Annotated in this window: 21 protein-coding genes and 1 pseudogene; 8 read left to right on the top strand and 14 right to left on the bottom strand. The window is 73.7% G+C overall.

All coding sequences use genetic code 11. The annotated features are described in order from the left end of the window. Positions 1–35 precede the first annotated feature (35 nt). Complete coding sequence (locus ACIP9H_RS33310; RefSeq protein WP_401583408.1) at positions 36–752, bottom strand: tetratricopeptide repeat protein; 717 nt, start codon at positions 750–752, stop codon at positions 36–38. A gap of 82 nt (positions 753–834) precedes the next feature. On the opposite strand from ACIP9H_RS33310, the gene ACIP9H_RS33305 reads away from it, so the two are divergent. Together ACIP9H_RS33305 and ACIP9H_RS33300 are read left to right on the top strand one after the other, a co-directional pair. Continuing rightward, on the top strand, positions 835–1,452 hold the full coding sequence (locus ACIP9H_RS33305) for a hypothetical protein (RefSeq protein ID WP_401583409.1): 618 nt from the start codon (positions 835–837) through the stop codon (positions 1,450–1,452). An 80-nt stretch (positions 1,453–1,532) separates the two neighbouring features. Beyond that, on the top strand, positions 1,533–2,396 hold the full coding sequence (locus ACIP9H_RS33300) for a hypothetical protein (RefSeq protein ID WP_401583410.1): 864 nt from the start codon (positions 1,533–1,535) through the stop codon (positions 2,394–2,396). Between the two features lie 45 nt (positions 2,397–2,441). On the opposite strand, the gene ACIP9H_RS33295 is transcribed toward ACIP9H_RS33300, so the two are convergent. From ACIP9H_RS33295 to ACIP9H_RS33265, 7 genes are all read right to left on the bottom strand, one after another. Beyond that, positions 2,442–3,794 carry an aldehyde dehydrogenase family protein gene (locus ACIP9H_RS33295; RefSeq protein ID WP_401583412.1) on the bottom strand — a complete coding sequence of 451 codons (1,353 nt, stop codon included), beginning with the start codon at positions 3,792–3,794 and terminating at the stop codon, positions 2,442–2,444. A 28-nt stretch (positions 3,795–3,822) separates the two neighbouring features. Beyond that, complete coding sequence (locus ACIP9H_RS33290; protein ID WP_401583414.1) at positions 3,823–5,607, bottom strand: asparagine synthetase B family protein; 1,785 nt, start codon at positions 5,605–5,607, stop codon at positions 3,823–3,825. A 63-nt stretch (positions 5,608–5,670) separates the two neighbouring features. Next, entirely contained in the window at positions 5,671–6,183 is a 513-nt protein-coding gene (locus ACIP9H_RS33285; protein ID WP_401962549.1) for a hypothetical protein, read from the bottom strand. A 79-nt stretch (positions 6,184–6,262) separates the two neighbouring features. After that, positions 6,263–7,102, bottom strand: coding sequence for a hypothetical protein (locus tag ACIP9H_RS33280; RefSeq protein WP_401583416.1), 840 nt, complete (start codon positions 7,100–7,102; stop codon positions 6,263–6,265). Between the two features lies 1 nt (position 7,103). After that, entirely contained in the window at positions 7,104–8,228 is a 1,125-nt protein-coding gene (locus tag ACIP9H_RS33275) for a hypothetical protein (RefSeq protein ID WP_401583418.1), read from the bottom strand. Further along, on the bottom strand, positions 8,225–9,277 hold the full coding sequence (locus ACIP9H_RS33270; protein ID WP_401583420.1) for a hypothetical protein: 1,053 nt from the start codon (positions 9,275–9,277) through the stop codon (positions 8,225–8,227). Before ACIP9H_RS33270 ends, ACIP9H_RS33275 begins: the two co-directional genes overlap by 4 nt. Beyond that, positions 9,274–10,011 (bottom strand): cupin domain-containing protein, encoded by a 738-nt coding sequence (locus ACIP9H_RS33265; protein ID WP_401962545.1) that lies wholly within the window; start codon positions 10,009–10,011, stop codon positions 9,274–9,276. The genes ACIP9H_RS33270 and ACIP9H_RS33265 overlap by 4 nt, the downstream gene beginning before the upstream one ends. Before the next feature lie 384 nt (positions 10,012–10,395). Between ACIP9H_RS33265 and ACIP9H_RS33260 the strand changes: the two genes are divergently transcribed. After that, a complete protein-coding gene (locus tag ACIP9H_RS33260; protein WP_401583424.1) occupies positions 10,396–12,012 on the top strand; it encodes a hypothetical protein in 1,617 nt (538 codons plus the stop codon). Positions 12,013–12,024: 12 nt separating this feature from the next. Here ACIP9H_RS33260 and ACIP9H_RS33255 read toward each other — a convergent pair whose 3' ends face one another. After that, positions 12,025–15,051, bottom strand: a complete 3,027-nt coding sequence (locus tag ACIP9H_RS33255) for a helix-turn-helix transcriptional regulator (protein WP_401583425.1) — start codon at positions 15,049–15,051, stop codon at positions 12,025–12,027. 463 nt (positions 15,052–15,514) lie between these two features. Here ACIP9H_RS33255 and ACIP9H_RS33250 point away from each other — a divergent pair, with 463 nt between their 5' ends. Continuing rightward, positions 15,515–16,435 (top strand): endonuclease/exonuclease/phosphatase family protein, encoded by a 921-nt coding sequence (locus ACIP9H_RS33250; protein ID WP_401583427.1) that lies wholly within the window; start codon positions 15,515–15,517, stop codon positions 16,433–16,435. Between the two features lie 17 nt (positions 16,436–16,452). Here ACIP9H_RS33250 and ACIP9H_RS33245 read toward each other — a convergent pair whose 3' ends face one another. Together ACIP9H_RS33245 and ACIP9H_RS33240 are read right to left on the bottom strand one after the other, a co-directional pair. Next, positions 16,453–16,989, bottom strand: a complete 537-nt coding sequence (locus ACIP9H_RS33245) for a winged helix-turn-helix transcriptional regulator (protein ID WP_401583428.1) — start codon at positions 16,987–16,989, stop codon at positions 16,453–16,455. 78 nt (positions 16,990–17,067) lie between these two features. Continuing rightward, entirely contained in the window at positions 17,068–17,973 is a 906-nt protein-coding gene (locus ACIP9H_RS33240) for an alpha/beta hydrolase (RefSeq protein WP_401583430.1), read from the bottom strand. Positions 17,974–18,111: 138 nt separating this feature from the next. On the opposite strand from ACIP9H_RS33240, the gene ACIP9H_RS33235 reads away from it, so the two are divergent. Then, positions 18,112–18,939: an enoyl-CoA hydratase/isomerase family protein gene (locus ACIP9H_RS33235; RefSeq protein ID WP_401583431.1), complete on the top strand. Its 828-nt coding sequence runs from the start codon at positions 18,112–18,114 to the stop codon at positions 18,937–18,939. A gap of 139 nt (positions 18,940–19,078) precedes the next feature. Here ACIP9H_RS33235 and ACIP9H_RS33230 read toward each other — a convergent pair whose 3' ends face one another. After that, on the bottom strand, positions 19,079–19,681 hold the full coding sequence (locus ACIP9H_RS33230; protein WP_401583432.1) for a TetR family transcriptional regulator: 603 nt from the start codon (positions 19,679–19,681) through the stop codon (positions 19,079–19,081). A gap of 136 nt (positions 19,682–19,817) precedes the next feature. On the opposite strand from ACIP9H_RS33230, the gene ACIP9H_RS33225 reads away from it, so the two are divergent. Next, positions 19,818–20,825 (top strand): aldo/keto reductase, encoded by a 1,008-nt coding sequence (locus ACIP9H_RS33225; protein WP_401583434.1) that lies wholly within the window; start codon positions 19,818–19,820, stop codon positions 20,823–20,825. Positions 20,826–20,886: 61 nt separating this feature from the next. Here the strand turns inward: ACIP9H_RS33225 and ACIP9H_RS33220 are convergent. Continuing rightward, positions 20,887–21,431: pseudogene (locus ACIP9H_RS33220) on the bottom strand (kinase). A gap of 90 nt (positions 21,432–21,521) precedes the next feature. Here ACIP9H_RS33220 and ACIP9H_RS33215 point away from each other — a divergent pair. After that, entirely contained in the window at positions 21,522–21,971 is a 450-nt protein-coding gene (locus ACIP9H_RS33215) for a MarR family winged helix-turn-helix transcriptional regulator (protein WP_401583436.1), read from the top strand. Positions 21,972–22,028: 57 nt separating this feature from the next. Here ACIP9H_RS33215 and ACIP9H_RS33210 read toward each other — a convergent pair whose 3' ends face one another. Continuing rightward, complete coding sequence (locus ACIP9H_RS33210; protein ID WP_401583438.1) at positions 22,029–23,306, bottom strand: MFS transporter; 1,278 nt, start codon at positions 23,304–23,306, stop codon at positions 22,029–22,031. A gap of 283 nt (positions 23,307–23,589) precedes the next feature. Between ACIP9H_RS33210 and ACIP9H_RS33205 the strand changes: the two genes are divergently transcribed. Next, positions 23,590–24,594: a LacI family DNA-binding transcriptional regulator gene (locus ACIP9H_RS33205; protein WP_401583440.1), complete on the top strand. Its 1,005-nt coding sequence runs from the start codon at positions 23,590–23,592 to the stop codon at positions 24,592–24,594. Positions 24,595–24,761: the final 167 nt, after the last annotated feature.

Below are 24,761 nucleotides of genomic sequence, written 5' to 3'. Positions count from 1 at the left end.
GCCCGGTGTCACCGGACCCCTGCGGGCCGGCCGTGTCAGTACGAAGGGTCTCGGGGCGGCCGGGGGTTGACCGCGTCGCGCCGCTCCTCCAGCCGCCGCGTCCGTTCGGTGAACCGGATGTCACGCAGGAACGCCTCGCTCTGAAGGGTCATCAGCGAGTTGAGCGCGTGCCCCTCCCGCGCGGGGTTGGCCAGGCACCGTTCGTAGAAGTGGGCGGCGCGGCCGGGATCCGCGTACGCGGTGCGGTACAGGTCGGCCACGCGGTACTGCGCGTACGGGTGGCCTGCCTGCGCGGCCGGCAGGAAGCACTCCAGCGCGTGGTCCACCGGGGCGCGGTCGAGGCGCACCAGCCGCTCCAGGTACATCTCGCCGAGTGCGAGCATCGCCTCGGGTTCGCCGAGGGCGACCGCGCGCCGGTACCACTCGGCGGCCGCGTCGAAGGACTGGGCGATGCCGGCCTCGGGGCACCCGCGGTAGGCCAGCGTCCCCAGGTAGTACGCCGCCCTGGGTGACGCGGGGCTGCGCCGCAGCCAGGGCACGGCCTCGGCCCACTCGCCCTGCACGTAGCGGACATGCCCCAGCAACTCACCGGCGTCCGCGTGGCCTTGGGCGGCCGCGGGTTCCAGGAAGAAGGCAGCGGCGGCGCGGTACTGCCCGCTGTCCCAGCAGTAGCGGCCGATCTGGTGGAACTCCTCGGCCGTGGTCGGCTCACGCCCGTCCGCGGTGAAGTTGACGCCGTTCCAGAGCACCATGCGCCGGACCCCCTCCCTGCCTCAGCACGCTACCCCGCCGGAGCGATTCGGTGACGGGTCGCGCAGACGGGATCATGGACGTATGCCGTACCTGCGAAAGACCCTTCCGCTGCTCCTCCTTCCGGCGGCGGTGGCACTGACCGCCTGCGGGGCGGAGTCCGCGAGCCCGTCCGCACTCGATGCCAGGGCCCGTGCGCTGGGCGTCGAACGGGAGATGGTGTACGTGACCGACGTACCGGGCTACACCCTCGCCACCCAGTCCGTGGGGGTGGTCGGCGACCACGGTTTCGGCGCCTCCTGGTTCTCGCCCGGCGGCAGGAGGATCGAGATGCGGGTCGACGAACGCGAGGGCGGCGGCCCCGTCGCCTGCTCCGACCCGGACAACCGGCGCGCGGCCGAGCGGGGTTCGTGCGAGCGGGACGGCATGCGCTGGTACCGCGCGACGAGGACCGGCCACGAGTACGTCTTCCAGGACGGCGGACGGGTGGTACGGCTGTCCGCGGACCGGACCCTCGTCACCCGCGGCACCCTGCGACGGGCGGCGGAGAACGCCCATCAGGCGGACCCCGGCGAACTCGCCGACGTCCTGCCGCCCACCGGCGGTCCAGGGCCGGGGCCCGTCGAACGCGGCGACCTGCCGGAGGTGGGCGACGGCGCACCGATGGACCCGTTCGCGATCACCGAGGGAACCAGCGGCTGAGCGAAACGGGCGGAACCCGACGGACGGTAGGTGCGTCCCAGGGACATCGCGGGAATACCCGCACATTCTCTGGGGGCGTCATGAGACGGTTCATATGGCTGGGTGCGGTGTGCCTGCTCACCGTGGGGTCGGTGGGCTGCGGGACGGAACCGGCGGCCGACATCGTCGGAGCGGACAGGTCCACCCCGCGCATGCGTCACGTGGCCGAGGCATGGAAGGGCTCGGAGGCGGCCCGTGTGTGGCGCACCGGTTTCTACCTCCTGGACGACACCGAGCGGCTGCCGGAGGACGCCTTCCACAACGGGGCGGACAAACTGGCTTACTCCAACGGCAACTTCCGCGTGCGCGCCGGCGCGCTGCCCGGCGCCGCCGCCCGGCACGGACGGATCCGCTGGACGAACGGCGACTCCCTTCCCGCCACGGTCATGACGGCGCGGCAGGCGTACGAGACGCTGGACCACGGCGACCGGGGCGACGGCGCGGACCCGTTGACCGTGACAAAGGCCGCCCTCGGCGAGATGACGGTGAACACCAGCCGGGGCCCGGCCAGGGTGCCCGCCTGGCTGCTCACCCTCGACGGCTACGACACCCCGGTCCGGCTGATGGCGGTCGGCTCCCCGAAGCCCCCGCGCCCCCCGGTCCCGTCCCTGTCACCGAGGACGGTCCATGACGTGCAGCCGCTGGACGAGGTCCGGAAGGTGTCCGGCGACGGCCGGACCGTCACCGTGCGGGCGAGCCACGGCGCCTGCGACGACGGTCCGACCGTCGAGGTCCTGGAGACCGGCGACAGCGTGGTGCTCGCGGGCGGCATCCGCGGTGCCGAGGACGGTCCGTGCACGATGCAACTCCTGCACGCCTCGGTCACCGTGCATCTGGACCGCCCGCTCGGCGACCGGCTGGTCCTCGACGCGTTCACCGGCAAGCCGGTCACGATGCCGGCCTGACGCTCCGAGGGCGCGCCGCGGGGCTCCGGCGCCGCGGTGCCGCCGTCAGTTCCCGCCGGACAGCCGCGCGGTGACCGTCTTGGGGCGCTGGTACTCGTGCAGGGCGAGGGTGCTCAGGTCCGTGCCGTGGCCCGAGGCGCCGCGGCCGCCGTGCGGGAGCTCGGCGGTCTGCACGAGATGGCAGTTGAGCCAGACCTCGCCCGCGTTCAGCCGGCCGGCGAGGTCGAGGCCCGTCGCCAGGTCGCGGGTCCACACACTGGCCGCCAGTGCCTGGGGCACTCCGTGCGCGAGGGCCATGGCAGCGTCCAGGTCCTCGGCCCGCTGCACGGTGAGCAGCGGGCCGAAGACCTCCTCCACCACCGCCGGATCGTCGTCGGGGAGGTCGGCGAGGATCCGGGCGGGACGCCAGAAGCCGCTCTCCTCGCCGGGCCGCGGCGCGATGCCGGCCACGCATGTCCGCCCGGCGGCGGACGCCTTGACGATGCCGTCGTAACGGGCCAGCTGATCGGGGTTGTTGAGCGGCCCGAAGTCCCGTCCCGCCAGGCAGTCCCGTGCCGCGGCGGCCAGTTGGCCCACGGCCTCCTCGTAGTTCTCGCGCAGGGTGATGACACGGGCGGGGGCGGCGCAGCTCTGCCCGGCGTTGTAGGTGCAGGCACGTACGAGCTCGGCCCAGGTGTCGGCGGGCGCGTCGGGCAGGACGAGCGCCGGGGCGTTGCCGCCGAGTTCCAGGCTGACGCGGCGTCCCGCGGCGCGCGATGCCACATCGGCCCCGGCCGCCGCGCTGCCGGTGAAGGCGACCATGTCGACATCGGCCCCGACCAGCAGCCGCCCGGTCCGCCGGTCACCCGGGACGGCGGTGAGGACGCCGGGGCCCAGTGCCTCGGCGGCGTGCTCGGCGAGGAGTTCCAGGGTGTCGGGGGTGGTCTCGGCGGGTTTGGCGACCACGGTGTTGCCGGCGGCCAGGGCGGGCGCGCACCGCCAGGCGGCCATCATCAGCGGGTAGTTCCAGGGCACGACGACGCCCACGACGCCCAGCGGTTCCCAGCGCACCCAGCTCTCGTGGCCGTCGACGAGCCGTCCGGCGGCCGGCGCGGACCGGGCGCGGACGGCGGAGGCGTAGAACCGGAAGAGGTCCGCGACCTGTTCCACCTCCCCGGCGGTCTCGGAGTCCGGTTTGCCGGTGCCGGCGGCCTCGCGGACGACGTAGGAGTCCGCGTCCGCCTCCACCAGCGCGGCCAGCCGTTCCAGCCGGCGGGAGCGTTCCCTGGGGGTGAGGCCGCGCCAGCCGGGCAGGGCGGCGCGGGCGGTGTCGACCGCGGCCCCCACCTCGCGTTCGCGGGCCAGCGGGAAGGTACCCCGGGTCCGGCCGGTACGGGGGTCGACGAGAGTGGTGTTCACCGTGCGCGTGCCTCCATCGTTGATCCGTTCACAGCCCGTACGCCCGCAGCCACAGCTCCAGGGTGAGGACCAGCCACAACTTGCCGCCCTGCCGCGGCAGCAGCGTGCCCTCGCCGCGCATCCAGGTCCGCACGGTGTCGGGCCGGAACAGGCCGCGCTGCCGGGCGGCGCGGCCGAGCAGCAGGTCACCGCCCAGCTCGCGCAGCGGCCCGCTGAGCCACTGCTGCACCGGCACCCGCATCCCGCTCTTGGGCCGGTCGACGACGGTGGCGGGCAGCAGGTCCCGTACGGCTTCCTTCAGCACCCACTTCTCCGCCGTGCCGCGGAGTTTGAGCGCGGGCGGGGTGGCGAAGGCGTGGTCCACCACCCGGCGGTCGAAGAGCGGGGCACGGCCCTGGATCCCCTGCGAGGCGGTCAGCCGCTCGACCTTGGTGAGGATGTGGTGGGCGCCCTTGGTGCGCAGGTTGCAGTGGAGCAGCTGGTTGAGCAGGTGGGTCATCCGGTCCGGGCCCGTCAGATAGGGCGCGACGAAGCGTTGCGGGGCCGGTGCGGACCCCAGGGCGGACAGGGCGTCCGCGGTCAGCAGGTCGGGGAGGTCGGTCCAGCATTTGCGGTACGAGCGCAGATAGGCCGTCGCCCGGTCCTCGTACCACGGCGACTCGTGTGCGCCCGGGGCCCCGGCGTGCATCTCCTGGACGAGCATCGGGAGGTTCTTCGGCCCGCCGAACACCGGGTCCCCGCCCTCCCCGTTGAGCACGGTCCGCAGCCCGTCCCCCGCGACGGCCTCGGCGAGCATCAGGTTCGGCACCGTCAGGGGGTCGCCGACCGGGCTGTCGAGCAGGGCGGCCGTGTCGGCGAGCCGCGCGGCGACGGCCGTGCCGGAGACCGTCAGGACCCGGTGCCGGGTCTGGCAGTGGACGGCGACCAGGCCCGAGTAGCCGAGTTCGTTGGGGAGTGCGTCGCCGAAGCTGATGGAGTAGGTGTGGACGGGCCGGCCGTGCAGCTTGGCGGCGAGCGCGGTGACGAGCGAGCTGTCGATCCCGCCGGAGAGCAGCACGCCGACGGCCTCGTCCTCAGGCAGCCGCCGTGCGGTGGCGTCTTCGAGGAGGGTGCGCAGGGTGAGTACGTGGTCGTCGGCGTGCCGCTCTCCCGGGGGCTCGTCGAGCCGCTCCTCGGGCTCCCAGTGGACGGTCTCGGTCATCGTCCCGTCGGCGCTCAGCCGCAGCACCCGGCCGGGAAGGACCTCGTGCACGCCCTCCAGCAGCGTTTCGTCGCCGGGGAGATAGGCGAAGGTGAGGAAGGAGCGTACGGCGGACAGGTTCATCCGGGTGCCGAGTGCGGGCCAGCGGCGCAGGGACCGCAGGGACGTGGAGGCCGCCCAGGCGCCCGCGGCGCGGGCGTAGAACAGGGTGCGGGCGCCGACGTGGTCGCGGATCAGCACGAGCTCCGCGCCGTCGAGGACGGCGAGCGCGAACATGCCCTCGGCCAGGGCGACGCCCCGTTCGCCGAGCCGGGCCCAGCAGCGCAGCAGCAGCTCGCCGTCACCGGTGCCGGGCGGGGCGGGCGCGCCGTCGGCGGCGAGGGCGGCGAAGAGTTCGGCGCGGTTGTGCAGGGTGACCTCGCCGGCGGCCCGCATGCCGTACGCCTCGAACGGCCCCTCGGCATGGCCGGGTTCGTCCCGTACCAGGGCCAGCCCCGGCGCGATCGCCGGGGTGCCCATCGCCGCCAGGTGCGCGTCGGCCGCGCCGGGCCGGCCGGCCGGGCCGTTGGCGTGTTCGGCTCCCGACGCGAGACAGACGCTGAAGCGCGCCATCAGTGGGTCCTTTCCTGTTGCCGCGTACCCGTGCGGGCCGAAGGGGCGGGATCGGCCGCGGGCTCAGCCGAAGTCGTCGTCGCTCCAGCCGCCGCCGTCGTCACCGCAGTTCCCGTCGCCCCAGTCGCCGCCGTCCCCTCCGCCGTCGCCCCCGCCGCTGGAGGACGAGCTCTGCGCCTGGCGGCGCAACTCCTCTTCCTCCTCCAGTGAGAGGTGCAGCGGCGGGAGCTGGGAGGCCGTGACGGCGAGTCCGGTGACACCGAGGCCCACGAGGATCGCCCCCGTCCGGCCGCCGAAGGAGGTCCGGTTGATGGTGAGGGTGTCGCCGGTTCCCCACAAGGTGCGGCCGAAGCCGATGTCCCGTCCGTAGGTCACCGTGCCGCCGGGGAGGACACGCTTGACGATCTTGTGGCCCAGCAGCTCGTCGGTCCCCTGGTTCCCGTGCTCGTCGTGCCAGTGCACCACGCCGCCCGCGCCGCGGCGACGCCATTCGTGCCGGCCGTCCTCGTAGGTGCGGTGGACGCTTCGGTCGGCCAGCAGATCGTCCGTGTAGCCGATTTCGCGTGGGCGGATCATGCGCTGCGGTCCTTCGGTCTGCGGTGTCCGGGCATGCGGTCGTCCTCGGGGCGGGTGCGGGGTCGGGGTCGGGGTCGGTTCATGCGTCGGGCCAGGTCAGGAATCCGGCGGTGCGCAGCTCGCGCAGGTCGCCCCAGACGGAGTGACGGGGCGGACGGGGGCCGCGGGTGAGCCGGAGCACGGCGCGCAGGAGCCGGGCGGGCGGGACCGCGGCGACTTCGGCGAACCGGCCCGCGGCGAGCCACTCCGCCTCCCCGGGCCGCAGTCCCGGCGGCAGCGGTCCGAGCGGCGGCACCGGGCCGGGCCTGCGCCCGGACACCAGGTGCAGCGCCTGGGCGTGCCGGGGCACCAGCCCGAGCGAGGCGACCCGTACGGGCACCGCACCCAGCCCCTCACGCACCCGGGCGGGCAGCGCGATCCCGGCGGGGCTCGCGTCGTGCAGGACGTGCACGGTGGCGCCCTCGGCGCGCTCCAGCGCCTCCACCAGCAGGGAGTCGAGCGGCAGGTCGTCCTCGGCGGTCAGGACGGGGCAACCTGCCTCCAGGTGCACATGGTTGGCCAGCAGCATCGCGGCGATGGAGCGGTCCTGGCAGACCAGCAGCCGGGGCAGTCCGTAGGCGTACAGGTCGGGCTCGCGTCCCGGTCCGCCGGTCGACCTGCCGGCGGTCGGCGCGGGCAGCAGTCCGGCCGGCTCCGTACCGCGCAGGGCCTGGGTGAACCGGGGCAGCCGCAGCGGCGGTGCCGGGCTGTGCGGGATGCGTCGCACGGGCCCGGGTGCCGGGCGCAGGACGCGGCAGGTCTCGTAGTACAGCTGCCGCTCGGTGAAGCGCAGGTTCCCGGGGGCGGCCGCGCGCCGTGCGGCGACGGTGATCGCCCGCTCCAGCAAGGGGCGGCCGAACCGGCTCGTGGACCCCGGCACGTCAGTCTCCGTCCTTCATCGGCGGCACAGAGGGGCGCGGCCAGCTGAGGAAGCCGAAGGCCGCGGCCGCGCGCGCCTCGTCGTCGGGGATGGCGCGGGCCTCGCCCACGGCCCGCACGACGGCTGATTCGAGCACCGCGGGCGGCACCGCGGCGACGGGGCTGTACCAGCCCTGGAGCAGCCAGTCGGCTTCCTCGGGGACGCGCTCCGCCAGCTGCCGCAGCCATCCCGGCCGGTCCAGCAGCACCCTCGCGGGCGGCACCTCGTGGAGGGTGACGGCCTTCTCGTTGCCCATCACCGCCCGGACCGGCAGCCCCGCGTCCACGACCACCCGCCGGGGGGTGGTCGCCCGGGCGTCGGCGAGCAGTTGGAGGCCGCGCACGCTCGCGTCGTGGAGCACCACCACCGGCCCGGTGGCGGAGACCTCGCCGAGTTCGGCGGCGAGGTGGAGATTCAGGCGCCGCGGAATCGCGTTGGCCGTCAGGAAGCAGCGGACGGCGGGGTCGGGGCAGAGCAGTTCCACCGGCTCCGGGGCCGGGTCGGGTTCCCCACCGGCGGCCGGGTCCCCGTTCGTGGCCGGGTCGCCGGGCCCCTTCAGGAGTTCCCGGTCGTCCACGATCCCGGGCGGCAGGTTTCCGTACACGGCGGACCATCGCAGTCGCAGCAGCGACCGGAAGTCGCCCTCCGCGGGGACCACGGACGCGCCGGCGCCGCGCGGCGGACGGCGCGGTTCGCCCTTCGCGAGCACGTACAGGAGTCCGGACACGCACAGGCCCGCGAACCACAGGAGGCCGCCGAGGGGCACTCCGCGTACGGCCACGCCGAGTGCGATGAGCCCGCCGAGGAGGACGACCGCCGCCGCGCCGCCCACCCACGGCGAGCGTCCGCTCGCCGGTGCCGCCGGCCAGAAGCGGTTGGACGTGCGGGCGAGGTACCACAGCTGCGTGACGGTGACGTTGAGGCGCCCCCCGTCGGTGGCCTTCTCGACGACCCGCCGGATGCGGCTGTCGTGCATGCCGCGGCCGTGCACCTTGGGGTCGAGGGCGAACGCGCGGCCGCAGCGCGAGCACACGCCGCCCGTGCGTTCCTTGCCGAGCAGTGGGCTCCGGCAGTGGGGGCAGATCATCCGCCCTCCTCGGGCCAGGTCATGAAGCCGGCGGCGGACGCGCGCTCCCACTGCGGATCGGCTGTCGCGCCGGCCCGTTCGACGGCCCGGGAGACGGCGGCCAGCAGTTTGGCGGGCGGCACTCCGACGAGCGGGAACCCCCAGCCCCGACGCAGCCACTTCAGCTGGCGGGGGCTGAACCTCCCGCTCTTCTCGAGCGCCCGCACGATGTGCGGCGCGGGCGCTTTGCCCCGCACCGGCACCGCGCGCTTGACACCGTGCACGGCGTCGAGCGGCAGGCCGATGTCGATCACCAGGCGGTCCGGCAGCACGGTGCGGACGAGGTCGGGGAGCACGAGCCCGTGCGCGTCGGCGTCGTGGAGCACCAGCACAGGACGAGGGCCGGGTGAGCGCGGCAGTGTCTCCGGGTCGATGGCGAGGGTGAGCCCGTAACGGGAGGTCAGCCCCGTCGCGTCGAGGAAGACGGCGATGGCGCGGTCGGGGCAGACCAGAACGAGCCCGCGCGTCGGCGGATGGCTGGACGCGGGCGCGTGCGGCTCACGAGGGCCCGGGGCGAACGGATAGGCGGTGTCGTCGATCACACCGCGGGGCAGTGCTCCGTAGACGAACTCCCATTCCCGCAGCGGGCCGCCGCGGAAGTCCGCGCGGGCCAGCCGTGGGCGGCCCCGGCCGAAACCTCTGACGCGCAGGACCACGAAACCGGACGCCGCGAGCAGCGCCAGCACGCTGATGACGCGGTAGGAGGTCATGTTCGCCGCCGCCCCCAGGAGTCCGGCGCCGATGCCGCCGAGCGTGAGCACCACGGCGCAGCCCGTCCCGCTCTTGGTGCCCCGCAAGGCCTTGCGGGACGCGGCGTACCACAACTGCCCGGGCACGCACGGCACTGCGCCGTCCTCGGTGACCCGCTGGACGACCCGGACCACCCGGAGGTCGCTGAGCCGCATCTTGTTGGTCTTTGGGTCCAGGGCGAACCGCCGCCCGCACTTGCTGCAGATGTTGTCCGGCCGCTCCTTGCGCAGCAGCGACACGTTGCAGTGCGGGCAGATCACCGGCGGCCCTCCAGTCCCCGCGCGAGCCCGCGCAGGCGGGCGGCCAGCCGTTCTCTCCTGGTGGTGGCGCCCGGGCCGTGCGACCGCTGGGCCCGTTCGATGTCGCGCAGGGCACCGGCCAGGACCCGGTAGTCCGTGCGGGCGAGGGTGCCCGTGCGGGTGCCCGGTGGTAGCGTCGCGGTGCCGTGCGACGGGTCGGCCGCCCTGCGCTCCGCCTCGGCGGCGGTGATCGCGTAGTCCTCGTGGTCGATGCCGTAGCCGGTGTTGGCGGCGAGGATGGTCAGCGGGGTGGTGTCCCGGTTGCCGAAGGAGTGCGGCATCATCTCCGGGATCCGGATCAGCTCGCCGGGGGTGAGCAGGACTTCGCAGGTCGCGGCGCGTTCGCTGTCGTACAGGCCGCAGGCCGCGTACCCGAGGCTGAGGACGAAGTGCTCCCCGCCGTGGGCGTGCGGGGTGAAGGCGCTCCGCGGGCCGACGATGCCGAGTTTGACGGTGGCGTTGGAGGGGCGCTCGGGGGACGTGGCGGCGTCCCCGACGAGGTAGTGGGCGAACTGGCCGTCGTCGATGAACGGCAGGAGGTCCCGCCCCGGCCCGAGTTCCCGGGAGCCGTCCCGGTCGGTGAGGACGACGGCGCCGTCGGACCGCGGCCGGTACAGTCGTACCCCGCGCGGCAGTTCCCCCGATCGCCGCCGGTCGTTCGCCGTGTCCCGAATGTCTGACGTGTCGTCACGCATGCTGCCGAACAAGTGCCCCTCCCCCAGGTGCCACTCACGTCCGCATGCGCATGGTAAGCCGCCGATCCCGAAGTGACGAGGTTGCGCACGAAGCCATCGGCGGACGCAGGGGCGAACGGTGGGTGAATCGGGCCCCGTTGACAGGGGTACGGTTCACCAGGTCCCGGTAAAGGAGCCCTGCCTTCGGGAAGAGTCCTTTCCGCCGGCGGGCCCGCAAGCCCGCGACGCCGCCGGACATCGTCCGACGCACATGCCCAACGGCGGTGCTGTGCACACCTGATGACGATCCCTCAGCGCCCGCGGGAATCCCCCTGTCGAGGCGGCACTGTCGTCCGTACACTGACAAGTTAAAGCGTTCGGGCATTGCCGACGGGGGGAGCCGCCATGTCCGAGGGACCACAGGGCAATCCGTACGGCAATCCCTGGAACGACCCGCGCAACACGCCGCACAGCAATCCGTACGGGTTCGTGATCCCGCCCATGCCGTCGGCCCCGCCGCCCGCACCGCCCGTACCGCCGGACGGCCTCCGTGCCGTGGCGGTGGCCCTGCTCAACCTCAGCGGCCTCGGTCTCGGTTACGCCCTGATGCGGCGCTGGGGCCTGATGGTCGCGTGCTGGCTCGTCACCGGCGTCCTGCTCCTCGTGGCACTCCCGGCCGACCCCGACGGCGTGTCCTCGGGGGTGGTCGTCGGCTACCTGGTCGTCCTCGCGCTGGCCGCGGTCCACGGCGCCGTCGCCGGACTGCGGACCCGGCTGGCGTGGCCCACGGGGGCTCCCCTGGCCATCGCGCTCGGTCTGGTGCTGCTGGCCGTGCCCGCCGGAGGCGTCGTGCTGTACGACATGGCGCGCGACGAGGCCACCGAGCAGATGCTCCTGGACCGGCTCGACCAGGCCGACCGGCTCGTCCGCGCCGGAGAGGGCCGGCCGTTCACGGCCGCGGAGAACGGCTACCGGCAGGCCCTGCGCGCCTACCGCGACCTGCGGGCCGACCACCCGGACTCCCGGGCCGCCGGCAAGGTGCCCGACCGGCTGAAGACGTACTACGGCACGGTCGGCGCCGCCTACGCGCAGAAGGACTACTGCGGCGCGATCCCGGAGCTGACCTATCTGCGGACGGTCCCGGCCACCATCGGCAAGAAGGAACTGGGCAGCCTGGCCGAGTGGCCCGACGACCGGCTGGCCACCTCGCTCTACGAGTGCGCGTCGCAGGGTCTGGCCACGAACGCCACTGGCTGGCCCGGGCTCTTCGGCGACCTCCTCAACGACTTCCCCGACTCGGCGCAGGCGGCGAAGGTCGCGCCGGCGATCGGCTCGGCCGTCGACAAGGCCGCCAACGCCGTGCGGGGCTCCGACCCCTGCGCGGCCGTCGAGCGGTTGCGCACCCTCGGCACCCAGGTGGGGGGCGTGCGGAGCGGGCGGGCGGACACGTCGGAAGCCATCGCCCAGCAGGCCGGCCGGGCCGACAACAGCGCCGACGCCGGCGTCTACGCCTGCGGCGTCGACCAGTACAAGGACGGCGACTTCGACGAGGCGGCGCAGACGATGAACAAGTTCGTCGCCGACAACAGGTCGGACAAGCGCCGGGCGCTGGCCGGCAAGTACGCCATAGCCGCCGAGGTCGCGAGCGAAGTGCCCGCGGCCGGCAAGCACCTGCCGACGCTGGCTTCCGGCGGAAGCATCTCCGTCACGATCAAGAACGACAGCCCGCACGCCGTGACGGTCTACTACACCGGGCCGGTGACCGGGAGCCTCACCCTGGGCGCCTGCGGCAGCTGCACCACGTACTCCCTCCTGGAGCCCAGTCTCATCGGGTTCAAGCCCTGCCAGAACAGCGCCCGGCACTACCCGCAGCGGACCGTCCGGCTCCCCGTCGGCACCACGTACTTCCTGCACAAGTCCAACGCGGGCGCCGGCACGACCCCCGCGTCCGACACCGTCAAGCTCAGGTCCGGCTACATCTACACGGAGTGCGCCTACACGACCAAGGCCTTCGGCTTCTGACGGAGCCTCACCTCACGGAGAGGCGGGGAAGCCGTGCCGGTAGGCGATGGCCGCGGCTTCGGTGCGGCCGGAGGCACCGAGCTTGGCGAGGATGCTGGAGACGTGGGTGCTCGTGGTCTTCTGCGAGATGAACAGCTCCTCCGCGATGCGGCGGTTGCTGTATCCGCGGGCCACCAGCCCCAGGACCTCGGACTCCCGCGGGGTGAGTCCGAAGGCGGACAGTCCGCCGCCCGCGTCGGCAGCCTCCTCCCGCTCCGGCGCGCCGGCCGGGGGCGTCCCGCCGTCCTCGCCGGTCAACTGCCCGATGTCGGACAGGAGCAGGCCCGCGCCGAGCCGGGTGGCGATCGCGTGCGCGCGGGCCAGCCGGTCGCGCGCCTCGGCGTCCCGCCGCCGGTCGGCGAGCAGGGCGCGCCCCTCCCCGAGAAGTGCCCAGGCCGACTCGTGGACGCGCTCGGTGCGCGCGAAGGCGGCGACCGCGGCGGACCAGGGAGCCGGATCGTCGTCCCCCTCCGCATGGCACAACTCGGCCCGCAGCAACCGCGCGTAGGCGGCCGAGACCGGCAGGACGGCCTCCTGGCGGGCGGCGGCGCGGTGCAGGACGTCGAGCACTTCACGGGACGCACCACCGGGCGCGGACCGGCGCGCCGCGCCCTCGACGGCCGCCGCGGTGCAGAGCAGAGGCAGCGACCACCGGACCGGGCCGACGGTCAGTCCGGCGTCGTCGGCGCGCAGCAACTCCGCGCGGGCCTCCGCGAGACGGCCCTGCCGCGCCGCGATCTCCATCGTGCAATGGCTGAGCGCGACCAGCAGCTGCGCCTGGAGCTTCTCCGTGCCGCGCAGTTCCTCGGCGAGTGCCAGTTGCGCCGCGGCGGCGTCCACCTCCCCGCGGAGCAGCAGGTGGACCGCGCGGCGGGCCTCGAACGTCCAGCGCGGCAGACGGGCGCGGGCCAGGGCCGCCGCCTCGTCGAGTGCCGCCCCGGCCTCGTCCCAGCGGCCCAGGGAGAAGAGGCTGAACGACCGGTTGGAGTGGACCCAGGCCTCGCGGTCGGTCAGACCGAGCGACCGGCACAGGGCGATGCCGTGGTCGGCCGCCTCAAGTGCCTCCTTCGACCGGCCGACCCCCTCCAGGATCGACGGCAGGTTCTGGTTGACCCGGCCGGCGAGGGTGAGTTCGCCGAGTTCCTCGGCCCGCCGCCGGACCGCGTACAGCTCGTCGACGACGCTGCCGTCGGTGTCGGTGTCGGCGTCCAGCAGGCAGCGGGTGAGGCGGGCGTGCAGGGCCAGTTCCTCGGCGCCCGCGCGGGTCGCGTACTCCACGGCCTGCTCGGCGTCGGCCCGGCTGGCGGGCCCGGGGCGGTGCATCGCCCCCCAGTTGGCGAGGCGCACCAGCACCTCGGCCCCGACGACCGACGGCGGCAGCGCCGCGACCGCCTTCCGCGCGGTCTGCACCTCGTGCCAGCCGTCCCCGCGGCTGAGCCCTTCCACCAGACGCGAACGCTGCGTCCAGAACCACGCGAGGTACAGGGGGTGGTCCGCCTCCACCTCCGCGAGGTCGGCCAGCGCGGTGTCGACCAGGTGCAGCGCCTTCTCGAAGTCGCCGCTGTGCATGGCCGCGACGGTCGCGGTGGCGAGCAGGTGCTGATGGCACGGCCCCGGCTCCTCGCCCGGCGCCCCGTTCGGGTACGTCTCCGGGAACCGCAGCGCGGGCAGGTGCACGCGGTCCTCGTCCGGCACCCGGTCCCACAGGTGCAGGGCGCGCTCGAGCAGCAGCAACTGGTCCGCGTAGGCGCACCGGTTCCGTGCCTCCTCGGCCGCCGCGACACTCATGTGCAGCGCCTTCACCGTGTCCTCGGCCGCGTACCAGTGCTGGGCGAGGCGCCCGGTCAGTTCCTCGGCCCGCACCAGTGACGGGTCCGCCTCCAGCACCTCCCCGTACCGGCGGTTGATCAGGGCCTGCTCGCCGGGCAGCAGTGCCGCGCCGACGGCCTCGCGCACCAGCGAGTGCCGGAACCGGTAGTCCGTGCCGTTCGGTTCCGGAACGAGGATCTGCGCCAGCACCGCCGCGCGCAGCGCGTCGATCAGCGCGTCCTCGGGCAGCCCCGCCACGGCCTTCAGCAGCGGGTACCCGATCACGGCGCCGCCCTGGGCGGCCGTGCGCACGATCCGCTGGCTCTCCTCCGGCAGCGCTTCCAGCCGGGTCAGCAGGACGTCCCGCAGGTCGTCCAGACCCGTGCCGACGCGGTCGCGGTGAGCACGGGCGAGTTCCTCGACGAAGAAAGCGTTGCCGTCGGAACGGGCGAAGATGTCGTCCACGACACCGGGGTCCGGCGGCGCACCGAGGATGCCGGTGAGCTGCCCGGTGACCTCACTCCGGGTGAACCGGGACAGGCCGACGCGGCGCACCGACCGGAGCCGGTCCAGCTCCCCCAGGAGCGGGCGCAGCGGGTGCCCGCTGCACACGTCGTCGGACCGGTAGGTCCCCACGATCAGGAGCCTGCCGGTGCGCCGGGTGCGGAGGAGGAAGCCCAGCAGATCGCGGGTGGACGCGTCGGCCCAGTGCAGGTCCTCGATGACCAGCACCACCGGCCGGTCCGACGCCAGGCCCTCCAGGATGCGGGTGATCAGGGCGAACAGCCGTGTCACGTCGCCGTCCCGGTGCACGGCGGGCACCGGCACCGGATGGCCGAGGTCCGGCAGGACCCGCGCCAGCAGGGCTTCGTGGCCCGCGCTCGCCCTGCGCACCTCGTCGGGGAACCGCTGCCACAGGGTCCGCAGAATCTCCGAGAACGGCGCGAAGGGGAAGCCGTCGCCGCCGACCTCGATGCATCCGCCGACCGCCACGGCGGCCGCGCCGGGCCCGAGGGCCCGCAGCAGCTCCTCGACGAGCCGCGTCTTGCCCACCCCTGCCTCTCCGCGGACGAGCACGGCCTGGGCGTCACCGCTCTCCGCCGCACGGGCGGCCTCCACCAGTCCGGCCAGCTCGGCCTCCCGGCCCACGAAGAGGGGGCTGACGGGGGTACGTGCTGTGGTGGGGTTCATCCGGTCCATGCGGGGGTGGTGGTCGTGCCGTGCGCGCGGCAGCCGCGCGGGGCGGGAGGGGTGCTCGTGCTGCCGCTCTCACGATACCAATGGCCCGGCGGGGCTCCGGTCGCCTCCGCGCGCGGCAACGGGGCAGCCGCCGCCCCCGCCGTACGGGCGTGAGCAGCAGGGACGCCGGCTCCGCGGCGACATCCGCACGCCGGAGTGGCGCACCGTGGACATGGCGGGATCCGGACCGCGAAACTGACACGCCGTCGTCTCGCGTGCCAGGCGCGTGGCAACCGCTTCACCCGGCGACTCGTCCTGAGGGACGGGGCCGCCGCTGCCGAACGCGGCACGGGCGGAGGAAGGTACGACGGCGAAGGTGAAGGCTGTGACGCTCCAGCGGGCGGGACGACGGACTCCAGGACAACAGACTCCGGGACAACGGGGCCCGGGACAACGGGGCCCGGGACGGGGGCGCGTGGTCGCCGCGCTCGCGGTGCCGGCGGCCGGCCTGCTGCTCTTCCCCCGGGCCGTGCCCAACTCCGTGGGGCACCTGGGCAGTCTGCTGGAGACCTTCCTGCCGTGGCTCGGGCTGGGCATCGTGGTGCTGCTCGGCATGGCCCTGCTGCGCCGTTCGGCCCTCGCGCTGGTGGCCCTGCTGCTGCCGGTGGCCTCCTGGACGTACCTGTTCGGCGGGCTGCTCCTGCCCGGGGCGGAGCCCGGCGCCGACGACCTGCTCGTGGTGCAGCACAACGTCAGCGACGAGAACGCCGACCCGGCGGGCACGGCCAGGGCCCTGGCCGCCGCCGGGCCCGATCTCGTGGCGCTGGAGGAGCTGACGCCCCCGGCGCTCCCGGCGTACGAGAGCGCGCTCGCCGCCGGGTACCCGCACCACGCCGTCGTGGGCACTGTCGGGCTCTGGTCGAAGCATCCGCTCACCGGGACCCGGGCGCTCGACATAAGGCCCCGGGGGATCCCGGAGGACTGGAACCGGGGCCTGCGGACGGTGGTGGCCACCCCGCACGGCCGGGTCGCGGTGTTCGTGGCCCACCTGCCCTCGGTCCGTGTCGGCGCGGGCGGCCTCGCGTCCTCGTGGCGCGACGAGAGCGCGCGCCTGCTGGGCCGGGCCGTCGCCGCCGAGGACGTGCTGCCGCTCGTCCTGCTCGGCGACCTCAACGGCACCGTGGACGACCGCGGGCTGGCCCCGCTGACGACGCGGCTGAACGTCGCGGAACGGGGCTTCGCCTTCAGCTATCCCGCCGCGTTCCCGGTCGCCCGGATCGACCAGGTCATGGCCCGCTCCGGAACCGTCGGCCGGATCCGCACCCTGCCCGCCACCGGCAGCGACCACCTCCCGGTCGTCGCCCGCGTCGCACTGGCTCCGCCCGGCAGGGGCTGAGCGAGCGGCGGACGGTGTCAGCGCTCCGGGCCGGCCGTCCCGCGGGGGCGGGCGGCGCGCGCCTGACGGCGGCGGGGCGTGTCGAGGGGCACGGCCTTCTCGATGGGGTCCGCCGCGCGCGACCGGACGAGGAGCATGTCGTCCGAGGTCAGCTCCCTGCCGTCGGGCGCGGTGAGCGTCAGGGGCTGCGGCGGCTGACCGGTGCGGGCGTCGACGACGCGGTTCATCGGCTCGTCGTCGTCGAACAGGTGCTTCTGCCCCCACTGCCGCAGGGCCGCCAGAACGGTGTGGAAGTCCTTGCCCTTCTCGGTGAGCACGTACTCGTGGGAGTTGCCGGGCCCCGTCTCGCGGATCTCGAAGATGCCCACCGACACCAGCTTCTGCAGCCTGGCGGTCAGCACATTGGTGGCCAGCCCGATGTTCCTGCTGAAGTCCGTGAACCGTGTGACACCGTGCATGGCGTCCCGGAGGATCTGCAGCGTCCAGGTGTCACCGACCTCGAACAGCGACCGGTCGATGGGACAGGCCGAATCCCCCAGCTCTCGACGCTTCACCGGTGACTCCCCTCACGACGTGCTTGCGATTGTAGAGCAGGGGGTGTCCCGCCCGTCCCGGCAGGACACCCCGCCGCCTCACTCCGCCCGCAGGTGCGTGCGGAAGAACCGCGCCGCCGCGGCGGTGCTCGCCTCGAAGCCGCTGCCGGTGTAGGGGGCGAAGTGGCCGCCGGGCAGGAGGACCAGCTCCTTGGGCTCCAGCGCGCGCTCGTAGGCGCTCAGCGCCAGATCGGTGGGGGCGACGGCGTCGTGGGTGGCGACCACCATCATCAGCGGGGTCGGCGAGATCTGGTCGATCCAGTGACCGGGGTCGTAGGACCTGGAGCGCCGGTTGGACTGGAGCGTGACCTTGTTCTCCCAGACGCCCTCCGGCATGCCGTGCTCCAGATAGAAGCGGATGGCGTCCGCGTTGCGGTAGGACGCGGTCACCGCCGGGTCGTCGCTCACGAAGGGCCTGGTGGCCGGTGCCTCGCCGCGGGCCTGCGCCAGCTCGTCCGCGGCGAACTCCGCCTCCAGCGGGCCGACCATGTGCGGGGGCACGCGCCGCCGGCTGCTCTGCGACCCGCTGACGGTGGGCACCTGCGCGTAGACGGCCTTGAGGCGCCGGTCGGTGGCTCCGAGCACCAGGGCGTGTCCGCCCGCGTAGCTGGTGCCCCACACTCCTATGCGGTCGGCGTCGACCACGTCGAGGGTCTGCAGATGCGCGACGACCCGCCGCCAGTCCTCGATCTGCCGGTACGGATCGATGTCCTGGCGCGGCTCGCCACCGCTCTCACCGAAGCCGCGGTGGTCGTGGAGCGAGACGACGAACCCCGCTTCCGCGAGCGCGCGGGCGATCGGCTCGATCCCGTGGTACTTCGTACCCCCGAAGCCGTGCGCCATCGTGACGGCCGGATGCGGCCCGGGTTCCTCCGGCACGAACAGCCAGGCGCCGAGCACCGTCCCGTCGGGGAGGTGGATGAGCTCTTCCGTGCGCTCGACCATGCCGAGCCTCCTTTGCGCGTAACGCGATCGCCATGCGGCAGATGCCGGATTTCTCACTTGCAAAGAGCAAGTGGCGATGTCAAGGTAGACATGCCACTTGCGAAAAGCAAGCACATGGAACAGAGGAGATGTGGACCGATGAGCTGGACCTACTCGACGATCACCGCGGAACCGCGCAACGGCGTCCTCTGGGCGACGATCGGCAATCCCCCGATCAACCTGATCGACGAACGGTTCGTCGCGGACCTGATCTCGCTGCTCGACGACACCGACAAGGACGGCGACGTACGGGTCGTCGTCTTCCGGAGCGGTGACCCCGACTTCTTCATCCCGCACGTCGACCTCAAGCGCATCGCCGAGTACACGGCGGCGACGGCGACCTCCGGCGGCCCCGACGACATCAGCCTCGGAGCGCTGTACCGGCGGCTCAGCGAGGCGCGGCCCGTCACGATCGGAGTCCTCGAAGGCCGGGCACGGGGGGCCGGCGCCGAATTCCTCTACGCGTGCGACATGCGCTTCGCCTCACTGGAGCGTGCGGTGATCGGACAGCCCGAGGTCGGCGTGGGCACCTTCCCCGGCGCGGGCGCCGTCCAGCACCTCGTGCGGCTCGCGGGCCGGGGCCATGCCATGCAGATCATCCTCGGGTCCGAGGACATCGACGGGCGCGAGGCCGAACGCATCGGCGTGGTCAACAAGGCTTTGACGGACGCCGACTTGGTCCCCTACGTCGAGCGCCTCGCCGAGCGCGTCGCGTCGTTCCCCGCACCGGCCGTGCGGATCGCCAAGCGCCGGATCAACGCGGCGGGGCTCGCGCCGAAGGAGGACGTCCACGTCGACGCCGGCTTCTTCCAGACCCTGGCCCGCGACCCGGCGAGCGGGGCCCGCGTCGCGGCTCTCTTCGAGCGCGGACTGCAGGAGCGGTCCCGCACCGAACTCGAACTCGGCACGGCCCTCGGGGAACTCTGACCCCGGGGGAAGCCGGCCCAAGGCGTCCGTCGACCGCTACGACCGCCGCCCCTCGACGCACCGCGCGACATCCGCCCGATCCAGGGCAGTCCGGCTGCGCACGCGCTTCACCGACGGCAACGGGGCGCCGCCGGACCGGCTACTTCCGCGGTTCCTCCGCGCTCGGGCCCGGCGCGTTCGCCACCGCGTCGAGGGCTGCGTGCAGATACGGGACCAGCCGTTCCACGTCCGGGCTGTTGAGCGCGGTGTGGCCCAGGACAAGCCTGCTGAGCAGCACGCCCGAGCAGATGGCGATCAGCACGGCGGCGCGCCCGGTGGCGTCGTCGTCGCCGGGCAGTGCCGCGGCCAGTCGGCGCTGGTAGTTGCGTTCGATGCTCTCCCGCATGATGGCCGACGCCCGGGTGTTGGAGGCGGACCGCAGGGTGAGCAGCAGGCCGTCGGACGCGGCCTTGTCCATGCCGCTCAGCAGCGCCCGGGCCGCCTCCGCGTTGTGCTCCGGCGTCATCATCAGGGACTTCTCGTAAGCCAGGTCCACGACCTCGGCGAACAGGCCCTCCTTCGAGCCGAAGTAGCGGCTGATCAACCGCGTGTCCACGTCGGCCGCGCGGGCGATCTCGCGCACGCCCGCGCCGTCGTAGCCGCGCTCGGTGAACACCTCGCGGGCGGCGCTGAGGATCGCCGCCCGGGTCGCCGCGGCGTCCCTGCGGCGGGCGGCGGCGGGGGGCTGGTCGTCCAAGGTCATGGTGACCAGATTACGAGGTCGCCGGCCTCCTCGCGGGACCCGCGCTTCACATGTCCACGACTGTGGACTTATGATGTCCACAGTCGTGGACATACCTGTCCGCGGCACGTCCCGACACGAACGACGAAGGTTGCGCATGTCCATTCCCCAGCGCCCCCTCGGCTCCGGCGGCCTGACCGTCGGCGCCGTCGGATACGGAGCCATGAGCTTCGGCCGCCCCTACGGGCAGAGCGAGGAGCACACCACCGGCGGCACCGCGGACGCCCTGATCGGCCGCGCCGCCGAACTCGGCGTCACCCTCATCGACACCGCCGACGTCTACGCCGGCAGCGAGGAGATCATCGGCAAGGCCGTCGCCGGCCGCCGCGACCAGGTGACCCTGGCCACCAAGTTCGGCATCGTCCGCCCGCTGACCTCCGACGGACCGCCCGTCATCAACGGCCGCCCCGAGTACGTGCGCGAGCGGCTCGAACGGTCCCTGAGCAGGCTCGGCACCGACCACGTGGACCTGTACTACCAGCACCGCGTCGACCCCTCCGTCCCCATCGAGGAGACCGTCGGCGCCATGGCCGAGCTGGTGGCGGAGGGCAAGGTCCGCCACCTCGGGCTGAGCGAGGCCGCCCCCGACACGATCCGCCGCGCCCACGCCGTGCACCCGATCAGCGCGGTCCAGACCGAGTGGTCCCTGTGGTCGCGCGACATCGAGCACGAGGTCTTCCCGCTCTGCCGCGAGCTGGGCATCGGCGTCGTCCCCTACAGCCCGCTGGGCCGCGGCATGCTCACCGGCCGGATCACCTCACGCGAGGACCTGCCCGCCGACGACTACCGGCGCCGGATGCCCCGCTTCTCCCAGGACGCCTTCGACGCGAACCTCGCGGCCGTCGGGACGGTACGGGAGATCGCCGCGGCGCACGACGCCGCACCCGGCCAGGTCGCCCTCGCGTGGCTGCTCGCCAAGGCACCCGGAGTCGTCCCGATCCCCGGCACCCTGCACGTCTCCCGGCTGGAGGAGAACACCGGCGCGGCCGGGCTCGCGCTCACCGAGGAGGAGATCGCCCGCCTCGACGCGCTCCCGGTCGCCGGTGAACGCGAGAGCGAGCTGGGCCACAACTGGTCCTACGGCGTCACCCCGCCCCTGGGCTGACACGGCCGCACCGCTCGACGGTCCCGGCCGCCGCCCGGCGGCCGGGACCCGGGGCCCGGGGTCAGTGCTCCAGCGCGGGAAGGCCGGCCAGGCCGCTGTCCCCATGATGCGGTCGACGGTGGCGTCCAGGGCGCTGCCGGCGTCGATCACGGCCTCGGCGCCGCCCGGCAGCAGATCGAGCGGCCGGTACCAGGACCGCAGCACCTCCGGCGGGACATCGGCGGCGATCGGCTTGCCGGCGTGCCGGGCGAGCGTCTCCTCGAAGGGAACGTCCAGGTAGAAGCCGTGTGCCGGGCCGCGATGGTCCTCGCGCAGCCGGGCGAGCATCGGGCCGTAGTGGTCGGCGCGGAGGATGCCCTCGACGACGACGTGGTACCCGGCGTCCAGCGCGTAACGGGCCGTCAGGTCGATCAGCCCGATGTTCGCACCGCCGGGCACGTCCCGTTCCCGCAGCACGACCCGGCGGAGGTTGTCCTGCCCGACCAGGGCCAGGCCCCGGCCGAACCGTTCGCGGATGCCGGCCGCCACGCTCGACTTCCCGGAGGCGCTGTTGCCGCGCAGGATCACGAGCCGTGTCTCCTCGGTGCCCACCCTCACGGCGGTCACGCTACCGGCCGGGAAGTCCGGCCTGTCCCTCTTCCCGCGCACCGGCCCGGCGCGCCGACGCGTCCTTCACCGGGCAACTAAAGTGGGCGGATGCCACAGTCCCCACCGCAGCCGCTGACCCCGGACGAGGAGGCGCTCGTCCGGTCCCTCGCGCGGGTCATCTACGCCCTGCCGCGCGCCCTGGACACGGACCTGGTCCGTGAGCAGCGGATGCCCCTCATCGAGTACCTGACCCTGATGCATTTGTCGGAGGCCCCCGGCCGGCAGCTGCGGATGAGCGATCTCGCCGCGATCTGCGAGTTGTCGCTGAGCGGGATGACCCGCGTGGTGCAGCGGCTGGAGAAGCAGGGCATCGTGCAGCGGGTCAGGTCCGAGGAGGACGCCCGCGGCTGGAACGCCGTCCTCACCGACAGCGGTTTCGCCCGCCTGCAGGAGGCCTGGCCGACCAACCTGGCCTCCGTGCGCCGGCACTTCCTCGACCACATGGGCGGCCTGGACATCAGGACGCTCGCCGCCGCTCTGGAGAAGGTCGCCACCTGAGCGGGAGGGAGGCGCCGGCGTTGCCCGCGCCTCTCCCCCGTCGACCCGGGGCCGTCCTCAGCCGGGCGCGTCCGCGACCGCGGCGGCGCCGAGGGGTTCGTGCCACGTGGCCGCGCCGGCCCGCGGCGCCTCCCGCACGGCCCGGTTGGCCGTGGTGAGGACGGCCAGGGCGAGCAGCCACGCACCGCAGCACCAGACCAGTGGCCGGGCGCCCAGCACGGTGATCAGCACACCGCCCGCGAGTGTGCCGAGCGACAGGGCCCCCGTGGTCAGCGTCGCGGTCGCGCTGCTCGTCCGTCCCCGCAACTCGTCCGGGGTGACGATCAGTTGATGGGTCGTCATGGCCACCGTGTACACGGGGGCCACCAGCGACTCGGCGGCCGCGACGACGGCCAGCAGCGCCGGGTGGGGGGCCAGCGCGTACAGCGGGAACATCAGCGCCTCCAGCCACAGCATCACGATGGCGATCCGCCCGAGCGGGAAGCGCCGCGTGACCCGGTCCGCCACCAGTGCCCCCGCCATCGCGCCGACGGCGGCGCCGCCGAAGACGACGCCGATCCACAGTGCCGAGGCGCCCAGTTGCCGGGCAAGGGTGATGATCAGCAGGTACCCGGCGCCGTAACGCACCTTGTCGGCGGCCGACACCAGGGTGAGGAACCGGATGACGGGCCGGTGCCAGAGCCAGCCGATCCCCTCCCGGATCTCGGTGGTGAGCCGGGCCGCGGGCCGCACGTCCTGCCGGTCCTTCTGGAACCGGGCACGCATCAGGCGCAGCGAGGCCGCGGACACCGCGAAGGACACCGCGTTGACGGCGAACGGCACGGTCCGCCCGACGGCGTACAGCGCACCGGCGAGCGGGGCCCCCAGGACGCCGACCGCGCCGGCGGCGGACTGCTGGAGGCCGAGAGCGGCGGTCAGCTGCCGGGGAGCGACGACGTTGGGCAGCGCCGCGGTGCTCGCGACCTGGAAGAGCGTGCTCAGGACCCCGGTGAGCAGGGCCGTCGCGTACAGCTGGGGCATGGTCAGCCGGTCCAGCCACAGCGCGACGGCGACACCGGCCGTGAGCGCGGTCCGGCCGACTTCGCACCCGATCATGGTGGCCCTGCGGTCCCACCGGTCGGCGAGGGCGCCGGCGACCAGTCCGAACGCCAGGAAGGACAGGGTGCCGAGGCCGAGGACGAACCCGGCCTGGGAGGGCGACCCCGTGAGGGTCAGCACGATCAGGGGCAGGGCCATGAAGTGGGCCTGGTCGCCGACGGCGGAGACCAGCTGGCCGCCGAGCAGCAGTGAGAAGTCCCGGTTCCGGAGCAGGCCGGAACCACGAGGGGTTTTCATGATGGTTGCACTCCGTGACAGCTCTAGGACACAAGGGTGGCGTCGAAGCGGGTGTCCGAGCTAGGAGACACGGGGCGTGCTGGCCATGCGCGGACCGTACCGAGGACGCCGACCGGGCCGCAACCGGTTATCCCGCGAAGGCCGGACAGGGGCACGGGCGCGCCCGCCACGTGCACGGAGTCCAAGATCACACCCGCGGGCGCGGATCGCCGCACCGCGCGCGGGGCAGGCATACTCGGGCCCTGCGGGAGCATCGGCATCCGCAGTCAGCGGGAGGTGCGCGATGGTGTCGTCGTCGGGGACGGAGCCACGAAGGGTCACGATCCATGACGTCGCCCGGTCCGCCGGGGTGTCGCGGCAGACCGTGTCGCGGGCGCTGAACGACAAGGACGAGATCGACGGGCTGACCAAGCAGCGCGTGCTCGACGCCGCCCGGGAGCTCGGCTACCGGCCCAGCCGGTTCGCCCGCGGTCTGGTCCGGCAGGACACCACCACCATCGGGCTGGTGATCCCCGACCTGCTCAACCCGTTCTTCACCGAGGTCGCCGCCGCCGCGCTGGAGGCCGCACGCGCCCGCGGCTGGCACGTCGTGGTCTACGACACGGCCGACCGGCCCGAGGAGGAACTCGGCACGCTCCAGGTGATCGGTTCGCAGGTGGACGCCGTCGTCGGCTACTTCAGCGCTTCCGAGGACACCCTGGAGCGGTTCACCCGGGGCGTCCCCGTGGTGCTGATCGGCCGGCCCCACCACTCGGCGCGGTTCACCTCGATCCGGATCGACGGCGAGCAGGGCGTCCACGCGGCGGTCGCGCACCTGGTCGCCAAGGGCCACACGCGGATCGGGATGCTCGACCACGGCGGCCGCGCCGAGCCGAGCATCCGCCGCGACTGGTTCACGGCCGCCGCGCGGGCGTACGGGGTCGACGCCGGCCGGGTGGTGGGGGCCGACCAGTCGGCCGACGGCGGCGGGGCGGCGCTCAGGGCGCTGCTCGCCGCGCATCCGGACGTCACCGCGGTGTTCACCTTCAACGACATCATCGCGATCGGCGCGCTGCGCGAGGCCCGCCGGCTCGGCAGGAGCGTCCCGCGGGATTTCGCCGTGATCGGCTTCGACGGCCTTCAGCTCGGCGCGCTCGTCGAGCCCCCGCTCTCCAGTGTCGCCCTCGACACACGCCGGCTCGGCGCCCTCGCCATCGACCAGGTCGCACGGCTGCTGACCGGCGCCGAACCGCTGGGCGAGGAGGCCCTGGTCGTCCGGGCCGAGCTGCGGCTGGGCGGGTCCGCGTAACCTCCAGGACACATCTGTGACCGAATGTCTTGACACTCGCCCGCGCCGGAGCGCACACTCTCGAACAATTCAGAACGTCCCCGTGAGCGTTCACGTGAACGTTCACGGGAGCGCTCACGAGAACAGAATGCTTGGCTTGCTGATTTCCGCCACGGCGCACGGCAGTT

The organism is Streptomyces sp. NPDC088732 (assembly GCF_044751205.1).
GTDB lineage: Bacteria > Actinomycetota > Actinomycetes > Streptomycetales > Streptomycetaceae > Actinacidiphila.
Note: the sequence above shows the minus strand (reverse complement) of the source record. Positions and strands in the feature narration are given on the sequence as shown.

Coding starts and splice junctions, on each gene's coding strand:
- ACIP9H_RS33310 (WP_401583408.1), bottom strand. CDS start 752: ATGGTGCTCTGGAACGGCGTCAACTTCACCGCGGACGGGCGTGAGCCG.
- ACIP9H_RS33305 (WP_401583409.1), top strand. CDS start 835: ATGCCGTACCTGCGAAAGACCCTTCCGCTGCTCCTCCTTCCGGCGGCG.
- ACIP9H_RS33300 (WP_401583410.1), top strand. CDS start 1,533: ATGAGACGGTTCATATGGCTGGGTGCGGTGTGCCTGCTCACCGTGGGG.
- ACIP9H_RS33290 (WP_401583414.1), bottom strand. CDS start 5,607: ATGGCGCGCTTCAGCGTCTGTCTCGCGTCGGGAGCCGAACACGCCAAC.
- ACIP9H_RS33285 (WP_401962549.1), bottom strand. CDS start 6,183: ATGATCCGCCCACGCGAAATCGGCTACACGGACGATCTGCTGGCCGAC.
- ACIP9H_RS33275 (WP_401583418.1), bottom strand. CDS start 8,228: ATGATCTGCCCCCACTGCCGGAGCCCACTGCTCGGCAAGGAACGCACG.
- ACIP9H_RS33265 (WP_401962545.1), bottom strand. CDS start 10,011: ATGCGTGACGACACGTCAGACATTCGGGACACGGCGAACGACCGGCGG.
- ACIP9H_RS33260 (WP_401583424.1), top strand. CDS start 10,396: ATGTCCGAGGGACCACAGGGCAATCCGTACGGCAATCCCTGGAACGAC.
- ACIP9H_RS33255 (WP_401583425.1), bottom strand. CDS start 15,051: ATGAACCCCACCACAGCACGTACCCCCGTCAGCCCCCTCTTCGTGGGC.
- ACIP9H_RS33240 (WP_401583430.1), bottom strand. CDS start 17,973: ATGGTCGAGCGCACGGAAGAGCTCATCCACCTCCCCGACGGGACGGTG.
- ACIP9H_RS33235 (WP_401583431.1), top strand. CDS start 18,112: ATGAGCTGGACCTACTCGACGATCACCGCGGAACCGCGCAACGGCGTC.
- ACIP9H_RS33230 (WP_401583432.1), bottom strand. CDS start 19,681: ATGACCTTGGACGACCAGCCCCCCGCCGCCGCCCGCCGCAGGGACGCC.
- ACIP9H_RS33225 (WP_401583434.1), top strand. CDS start 19,818: ATGTCCATTCCCCAGCGCCCCCTCGGCTCCGGCGGCCTGACCGTCGGC.
- ACIP9H_RS33215 (WP_401583436.1), top strand. CDS start 21,522: ATGCCACAGTCCCCACCGCAGCCGCTGACCCCGGACGAGGAGGCGCTC.
- ACIP9H_RS33210 (WP_401583438.1), bottom strand. CDS start 23,306: ATGAAAACCCCTCGTGGTTCCGGCCTGCTCCGGAACCGGGACTTCTCA.
- ACIP9H_RS33205 (WP_401583440.1), top strand. CDS start 23,590: ATGGTGTCGTCGTCGGGGACGGAGCCACGAAGGGTCACGATCCATGAC.